At 36.1% G+C, this 7922-nt stretch carries 7 protein-coding genes and 2 pseudogenes; 3 read left to right on the top strand and 6 right to left on the bottom strand.

The genetic code is table 11. The annotated features are described in order from the left end of the window. Positions 1-202 (bottom strand): annotated as a pseudogene (locus tag QNI22_RS23185) (hypothetical protein); the annotation flags it as partial. A gap of 263 nt (positions 203-465) precedes the next feature. Between QNI22_RS23185 and QNI22_RS23180 the strand changes: the two are divergent. The 3 genes and pseudogenes from QNI22_RS23180 to QNI22_RS23170 all read left to right on the top strand — a co-directional run. After that, positions 466-663 (top strand): annotated as a pseudogene (locus tag QNI22_RS23180) (integrase core domain-containing protein); the annotation flags it as partial. 408 nt (positions 664-1071) lie between these two features. Continuing rightward, entirely contained in the window at positions 1072-1935 is an 864-nt protein-coding gene (locus QNI22_RS23175) for a hypothetical protein (protein ID WP_314514232.1), read from the top strand. Continuing rightward, on the top strand, positions 1932-4118 hold the full coding sequence (locus QNI22_RS23170) for a carbamoyltransferase C-terminal domain-containing protein (protein ID WP_314514231.1): 2187 nt from the start codon (positions 1932-1934) through the stop codon (positions 4116-4118). Before QNI22_RS23175 ends, QNI22_RS23170 begins: the two co-directional genes overlap by 4 nt. A gap of 134 nt (positions 4119-4252) precedes the next feature. Here QNI22_RS23170 and QNI22_RS23165 read toward each other — a convergent pair whose 3' ends face one another. From QNI22_RS23165 to QNI22_RS23145, 5 genes are all read right to left on the bottom strand, one after another. After that, positions 4253-4390 (bottom strand): hypothetical protein, encoded by a 138-nt coding sequence (locus QNI22_RS23165; protein ID WP_314514230.1) that lies wholly within the window; start codon positions 4388-4390, stop codon positions 4253-4255. A gap of 80 nt (positions 4391-4470) precedes the next feature. Then, on the bottom strand, positions 4471-5205 hold the full coding sequence (locus tag QNI22_RS23160) for a hypothetical protein (RefSeq protein WP_314514229.1): 735 nt from the start codon (positions 5203-5205) through the stop codon (positions 4471-4473). Then, on the bottom strand, positions 5202-5774 hold the full coding sequence (locus QNI22_RS23155) for a hypothetical protein (RefSeq protein WP_314514228.1): 573 nt from the start codon (positions 5772-5774) through the stop codon (positions 5202-5204). Before QNI22_RS23155 ends, QNI22_RS23160 begins: the two co-directional genes overlap by 4 nt. Before the next feature lie 181 nt (positions 5775-5955). Next, entirely contained in the window at positions 5956-7077 is a 1122-nt protein-coding gene (locus QNI22_RS23150; RefSeq protein WP_314514227.1) for a hypothetical protein, read from the bottom strand. Further along, positions 7037-7855 (bottom strand): hypothetical protein, encoded by an 819-nt coding sequence (locus QNI22_RS23145; RefSeq protein ID WP_314514226.1) that lies wholly within the window; start codon positions 7853-7855, stop codon positions 7037-7039. Before QNI22_RS23145 ends, QNI22_RS23150 begins: the two co-directional genes overlap by 41 nt. Positions 7856-7922: the final 67 nt, after the last annotated feature.

Raw genomic sequence — 7922 nt, 5'->3', positions numbered from 1 at the left:
GTTTGAAATTAGAAAATGTAGATAACTGATATTGATCAGATTGTTTCTCTATCAATTCTTCTACTACTTTTTTGAGAAAAGTTACTGATTTTGCTGAGAATCGCTCGTTAAGTGATTGCTTACATAGTGTAATTCCTGTTGTTTCCTGTAGCAGAGTACAGGTCTCAGTGAGACTCTTCTTACAAGCTTTTCCAGCACTCATCAAACAGGTTACTAAAAACGCAGAAGCATTTAGTTTACTCCTACGTTTAATGAAACCAGTACTTCTTGCCTTTTGAGTAAGGACTTCCTTGTCAAACAGTCCTTCTATCCTGTTAACTATTTGACTTTCTTCTAATTGGCATTTAGGAAAACACTTCATAAAATAGAGATAAATATTTATCTCTATTTACTAAATTCTCTTCTCTTAGCCTGACGGCTATGTCAGAGATGATCCATTGAGTCGTTTATCAGAGCTGAGACGGTGGAAGTTTTCGAGATGAGTGTTTAAATACTAACTGGTTTTTATCTTTGTTCGACGCAGCTGATAAAATCGAAGCTTGGCGGCTGGAATACAACCAGTTCCGGCCTCATAGTTCACTGAAAGGACTTACACCCTGTCAGATGGAAGAGCAATCTCAAGTGTTCAATACCGCCGATTTTTCCACTTCTACCCGGTCCTAATTTTGGGAGGACGTCAATTAATTCAAATTTTCTATCTCAAACCTGTTTGAAAACAGGGGAGCCGACAAAAGAAACATATCGATCGGAACCTTCTTTTTCTGTAATAAGAGCGGAAAAATACCTCATTTGTGGTATTGTACGATTGTCAGATCTACCCTACTTTAACAGTTAGTATCTTCTTAATCTAACTGTTTTAAAGTGGAAAGAAATCTAATATTCATTATCAATTCTCAAAGCCCATATAAAGATGAGCTTAATCAGATAATTGGACGGCCTGTAGGACTTTCATATAGAAATCGTTGGCGGAATATATAGGTACAAAAGGATGTTGTCGATAATCTAAATAACCTTAAGTCTGTTAAGGTTTTAATTAGTATCAGAAATTTAGAAGATAAGAAGATTTATCCTTTGCGTTGGTGTACTATTGTAGAAACTCAACAAATAAGCGATATATTATATTTTGAGTATACTTTAGGTAAAATTGTCAAATATGATGTTAGCCCTCAAGCCACAACAGATAAAATTCAAAAATTTAATTTTGAACTAACTCATCATCATGGAACAACTTTACACGAGAATTTACTTGTTTTTTATACTAATATTTCATTTGATGTAGACGAAACTGGCTATTCTGAACTACAAGCTTGGGGAAGACTAATTAATACTATTAGTTTTACTATCCCGGCTCTTCAAGGTCAAGAATTTCTTAAAATATCAGAAATATCAACTCTCAATAAAACTAAAGAAATTGTAAAAGATGGCTATTTTCAATTAAAACCAAATAAGCTTTACAATTTATTTATTTTCCAAGTTGTACCTAACCCATCTATTGACCCTCCACCTTCTCATTTTATTGAAATTTCAGCACCGGAAGAGCATTTGACTATTTTAAAGAAAGCTGAAGTTATTGTAGGTAAGTATGATATATTAAGATTTATTTTTAGATCAAGAGATATTAGTGTTAAAGAGAACTCGTTTATTGACATTCGTGTAAATACAATAGACGCCAATAAGACTAACTTTCCCCTTCCTCCAATCCATTTACCTATCCAAATACGCAATCAGCTTAATCTAACAAACGTAACAAGACTTGTTGTTGGAGTAGCAAGTGTTGTGACTATTTTATTTAATAAGGTCTTATTTACTAATGTAATGGAGATATCCGAACAGTATCAACAATTAGCTTATAACATATCTATTGTACTGTTTACACTGACAATAGCTGATAAATATAGCTTCTTAAAACTACTAAAACCTAATATCAAGTCATGAGAATCCTAGGTGTGAACAAAGGTCAGACTCTACACAATAAAGTCCTACATGATGGAGCATTAGTATTGGTTGAAGATGGAATTATTAAATATGCGTTTATGGAGGAAAGAGTTAGTAGATTAAAAAGAGCAGGAGGATTTAGCAAATCACTAGAACTGCTTGAAAACCAATATAAAATCAAGTTGCAAGATATTGACCTTGTAGGAATTAGCACTTGTTGTGAAAAACAGAGCGCAGCATTACTACAAACTGGTTTTGTGCATGAAACTAATTTGGAAAGTATTAATCATCATTTGTCACATGCTTGGTCTGCATTTGCTACTTCACCTTTTACTGATACATTAATTGTTGTTATTGACGGAGGGGGGAATATATTATCTGAGAATAACAATTCTAAATGGTGGGAAGAACCTAGGGAGCAACATTCTTATTATATTGCTTCTGATAATAAGATTGAACTTATAGATAGAGATTTCGAGCAAGCGTTCGAGGTTGGTTTTGGTGAAATTACCCGAGCTGCAACTTACTTTGTTGGATGGAATAGCTCTCAGTACGCAAGCAATGTAATGGCACTAAGCTCATATGGAAACTACAGAAATATCTCTAGAAAAAGATTTATTAACATTGATAGAGGTAAGTTAATGTCCTGTGCAAAGTACAATTTTGATAATCCATCTAAAATTTTACTTGATGTCGGAAAGGACTTGAATATATATATCGGAGAGCCATTAACAAAATCAAGATATTCAATTGAATTAAATAATTCATATCAAGATTTATGTGCCTATATAATGTGGAATCTAGAGGTAGCCTTTCTTGAAAAACTCAGGTACCTGCAACAAAAAACAGGTATGAAGAATCTTTGTATTGCGGGTGGTTTTGCATTGAATTGTGTGTTAAATGGAATTGTCGCGGAGTCCGATATATTTGAAAATGTGTATATTCCATCTGCGCCTGGTGATAATGGACAAGCATTAGGAAATGCAGCGGCATTATGGGCAAAGTATAACAAGAAGAAGCTTACACCTTTCACAAAATCAACAGATATTGAACTAGGCACCAGCCATACAATTAAAAGAGAGACTATAATTTCAAATCTTACAAAATATCAGCTCAACAATACTTTAATTATTGAGCATACAAACTCAATAGAGCTAATTAAAGAATTATTAATTGAAGGAAACGCTATATGTGTTTTTCAAGGTCGAAGCGAATATGGGCCTAGGGCATTAGGTAATAGAAGTATTATTATGCTTGCCAACAACCCTGTCAATAAACTTGTTGCTTCTCAGTTAAAAAACCGAGAATGGTTTCGGCCATTTGCTCCTGTAATTTTAAAAAGTGATAGAGGAAACTATCTGCACAAGCCGTTGATAGATACACCTTTTATGTCTTTTGCCCTTTTAGTAAGAAATGACGCTTTAAAGGCTTTTCAATCAGCCGTAAGTTATACTAATCGTGCAAGAGTTGAAGCTGTTGAAAGTGATTCCTTTTTGGGGGCTATATTGATGGCACTAAAAGACTTGGGTGAGGACCCAGTAATCCTCAACACTTCTTTTAATGATAGGGGTGAACCAATAGTTGAAACAATTGAAGATGCAATTAAAACGTTTAGTAATTTATCAATAAACGTTTTAATGATTGAAAACTATATTCTTTTGAAGAGGGTTCCTCCTTCTCCATCGTTTAGCAAGTCCAATTTGTTAAATATTTCTTTTCCGTCATTTGAGGTAATAATTAGAGGCTATAAGCCATTAGATGGAACAGCCAAAACATCAAATTCCGTCGAAATTATTCGTTGGCTACAGCATGAAACAAAACAATATATTTATATAAGAACTTATTTTGCGCTGATGGAAGATTATCTTCTTTGGTTAAGAGACGGTTCAAAAACGTCTACTATCAGGAGACGATATGGAGGGATTGAGTGGCCAGCTTCTTCCAGAATGCCCGTTTGGAAAGCAAATGAACAGCAAAGAGATCCTAAAGAGTTCATTAACCCCGATTTATATGTAAAGATTAGTAAAATAGAATATCTTAAGTATGGTCAATTAACGCAAGAGGATGCACTCAGAGATGGATTTAAATCGTTGAGTGAGATGAGGAAACATTTCAAAGAACGTATATACTTTAATATTTCTGACGAGGATTGGGTTACATTATACTATATCACTATAGACTAGCATTCTGTGAACTAGTCAAGACTTAATCGGACAGTTTCTGAAAAAAATTAGTGACTTCTACAAACGATTAAGCCGCTGACAACTTAAGAAAAGATCATCAAAACAAGGTGGGAGTGCTGGAGTTAGCCTCTCTTTTAGGAAATGTGTCCAAAGCCTGCAAAGTGATGGGCTACAGGTTGGACAGCTTTTAGCGCTTCAAAGAACTTTACGAAAAAGGCGGCCTGATAGTTCACCGGATGGATACGCAAGCATCCCTCTTCAGGTATTCTCATGAGCGGCGCAGTCATTACAGAAGAGTAAACTTCTGGAACAAACGCTTCATTGAACCTTTTAGATGTGAAAGATTAGCCAATCATGGGAGGCGCACAGGACAATAAAAAAAGAATTCCTTGAAATTTTTGCCTGGTTTAATATACATTTCGGAAGTGTTGATAAGGCTATCAATTTTCCGAAGTCGAATTAAATAGTCATCAAAATTTAATAATAAAAACCGAATTGTATTTGGGAAGTTGATTACAGACATCTGTTTTTCTAAAAATAAACCATTTCTAAAAACCCTTATTGTTACACTATCATAAGTGAGTTGCTTGGAGAAACTTGTGGTACTGGGTTGTAAGAAATTTCGGGATGTAATAGTGCCTGCATATATTCTATCAGTTGACAATGGAATTAAGTCAAATCGGAAGCGTAGCCAATTCCATCTTCGCTTATTCTTTAAAGCAAAGATGGAAAAAGTGACCGAGTCGATAAATGTTTTAAAATCAGGTGCTGATCGGTAGCTTACCTCTTGTGTAATTGTCTCATAATGATTGTACCGAAACTTATTTCGCTTGAATTTATTATAATAGAGCAAATTACTGATTTTTTCAATAGTGTATCGAGCTTTATCCCGCATAAAAGCGTTGATATATGCCGTATCACAGGTGAAAAAGATCACACCTGCTTTTCCTGTTTCTGGTTCAGGAAGCGCCACGTACTCGATCTTAGTAAAATAGGGATTGATCGGCTTTGTATCTGTATAAATCTGAGCCCAAGCATAGCTAATGCTCAATAGGTAAATTATACAGACAACAATGAGCGGTTTCATTCTGCTTGGATATATATTTTGTTTATACAAATTTTTCCAGCGTCGGTATTACGGTATATAATCCGTGACCTGAGTAAAGTTTCGTTTGCATTCTCAGAGCAGAACCCCTCCGAAGGTTGGTAGAAGTAGAGGTGGCTAAACTGTTCTGAACTCGGCCCGGCTATATTAATACTTGGTGTACAAGCTTGTGAAATCGGCTTGCAGCAAGGTGTTAAACGGGTGAAAACATAAGGATAGAGATTTCGGTTATCAAAACCCCAGTTATGCCAATCCGGCAGCTTTATACCACGGAAGCAAAGCGTATTGCCTTCGGAGTTTACAATCTTAATTTCGTTTTGAGCTGGTGTAAAGTTGCCTGATACCTGAACCTGAACTTCTGGGATGCCCAGCAGCGTAGGATATGTGTTTTTGATAATCAAACAGCCTAAGAGATCCGTATAAGCACTATTGGAGTAAAAATAAAAATGATTAAAATTCTCATTAGTTATAGCATAAGACTTTTCCTCACCTACGTCCAGAAAATCGTTTTGCATACCGCTGACATTAGGTAGCACATCTCCGATATTCACACTTATTCTTTTAAGGTAGACCTTTGCCCTAGGATCGGTATTTTTGATATTGAAACGACTAAAATCCCTACCCTTGTACGGGTTGGAGCAATCTGGGATACTTGCAATGTCCGACTTTTTTGGTCCACAGCTAACGAAGCTTAAAAGAATCAAACATGTATAAAGTCTTAGCTTGAACATATCAAAATAAATTAATTGTTGTTATTACAACCTTAGCCTCATAACTGAAAAAACCGTTTCCAGTGGCGGCCACTGGAAACCTTTGTTTGCTGGAACTAAAGACAATTGGAATACCCTGCATTTGCGGGGTTAGTATTTGATTTATCCAACCATCATCGATTTGTCTTCTCATCATCGTCAATGTTCTTTCCATCCGACTTCGCTCAGTGGATGACAGATTTGCATTATCATAATTAAAACCGAAGATCCGCTGAATCGTGTTTTGCTTTTTACTTAGCTCCATTTCAAGGTAAACCGGCCTGGGCAACAGAACTTCATTATCGCTATCCAAGGCAGCGTGTAGTCCAAGCCTATCACCATTCATGTCCTTAATAGTGACATTTCTTAAAAATACCGAACCGGTAATTCCATCTCCGGTTTGAATGCGAATTCCACTTGACCGCGAAAAAGAGTTAATAAAATTATGGGGAATTATGGCTGACACCCCAAGATTTTGATATCGAATATTATTGTCTAACCTGTTGCAAATCTCCTTAACGTGTATGGTATCCTTAGAGTAAGTTAAACCGATAGAATTGTTGTTGAACAGCACCCATACCTTTCCGCTGATCGAAAATGGATTTCTCGGATCCTGGTAGTTCGTTGAAAGGTCCTTTAGTGGAAGTTTATAGAGATCAATGTCCTTGCCATCGAATGTTTTTGTCAGAATGCCTATCACTCCCCCAAGCCAACGCAGCACTATATCCTTATGCAATACGGCTTCTTCATTATAATAATCAGTATCTCGCTTTTGAGGATTTCCATCAAAAGTGGCTTTCGAATTTAATGTTAATCGAAAGGATTTTGTGTTTGCCGTAGTATTACTGGCCCTTAAATCATTGAACACATACCGGCTGGTATCAAAAAGAGAAGGCTGGTTTTTTAATACCAGATTGCGGATTAGCACCTCCAAATAAGAGTTTGGTATGTAGATGCTCATTTGACTGTCGGTTAAGACTTGGACGTCGCTCTTTTTCTTCGTTATGGAAAAAGCACCAATTCCCACAAGTCCTATCACTAGACGTAAAATAGCGACAAAGGTGCTAATTCTTTTTAATGCAGTAAAGGTAGTAGAAGGATTCATCCTCAGTTAGCTTTATAATTTTGGTAAATTCGAAAAGGGCTAAAATCTCGCTTATGCCAGAAAAACCTACTTCGGAAGTAACGCTATAGGGCTCGCTTCTGGAAGTAATACTTGTGTAAGGGCTTCCAGGCTTGTTGCAAAGTTGGCACAAGGTTTGACCAAACAGGTTGAGATTCATCACCATCAAAAAAGAGCTTGCATCCTTAGGTTGGAACTTTATTTCGGCCGAAATCATGGTATACAAGAGTTTATTTTCAGGACTTTTAATAATTGGCCCTTCCTCGCATACCCGAGTATTCCAAAAATCAATTCCAAAACGCGTATTCCTACTCCAGGCTTTAAAACGCCCCCAAAGCATATAATCGAAAAAAAGGCTAATCTTTTCAAAACGGGTACCTAAGTTTACAGAATGCCACTTCTCCTCTAAACGGTAATCTTGAATTTTTAAAACAGTGGTACCGCTGCAGGTGGGATTAAAATAACAATCATCATTATAAAATTTATATTTACGAAGCATTTCTTCCAGCCTCGCTCTAAAGTTGGTTTTGTAATAATTCAGAAGTTTTTGCTTGTCGAGAATCATTACGCAGTAACCTAATGATCCGTCTTTTTCCGGTGATATTATTTCTATGAATCTGTCAGTAATAAAAGGATATTTCTCTTTGAAATCTTGTGGCAAAGAAATATTAGGTATTTCCTTGACTTGGCCAAAGCTGTATAACCAAGAAAAGACTATGAGGGCGAGTGCAGTTATATTCTTACTAGCCAAAATTTGCATAAGGCAACCGGACGTTTATATATTAGAGTTTCTTTGATTTGATAATGAGTTATTTACTTATACATTG

Origin of the sequence: Xanthocytophaga agilis, assembly GCF_030068605.1 — a bacterium.
In the GTDB taxonomy this organism is placed as follows: Bacteria; Bacteroidota; Bacteroidia; order Cytophagales; family 172606-1; genus Xanthocytophaga; species Xanthocytophaga agilis.
Note: the sequence above shows the minus strand (reverse complement) of the source record. Positions and strands in the feature narration are given on the sequence as shown.

Bases quoted from the DNA above. Each gene is read 5' to 3' on its own strand.
- QNI22_RS23170 (WP_314514231.1), top strand. From the start codon at position 1,932: ATGAGAATCCTAGGTGTGAACAAAGGTCAGACTCTACACAATAAAGTC.
- QNI22_RS23165 (WP_314514230.1), bottom strand. From the start codon at position 4,390: ATGAGAATACCTGAAGAGGGATGCTTGCGTATCCATCCGGTGAACTAT.
- QNI22_RS23160 (WP_314514229.1), bottom strand. From the start codon at position 5,205: ATGAAACCGCTCATTGTTGTCTGTATAATTTACCTATTGAGCATTAGC.
- QNI22_RS23150 (WP_314514227.1), bottom strand. From the start codon at position 7,077: ATGAATCCTTCTACTACCTTTACTGCATTAAAAAGAATTAGCACCTTT.
- QNI22_RS23145 (WP_314514226.1), bottom strand. From the start codon at position 7,855: ATGCAAATTTTGGCTAGTAAGAATATAACTGCACTCGCCCTCATAGTC.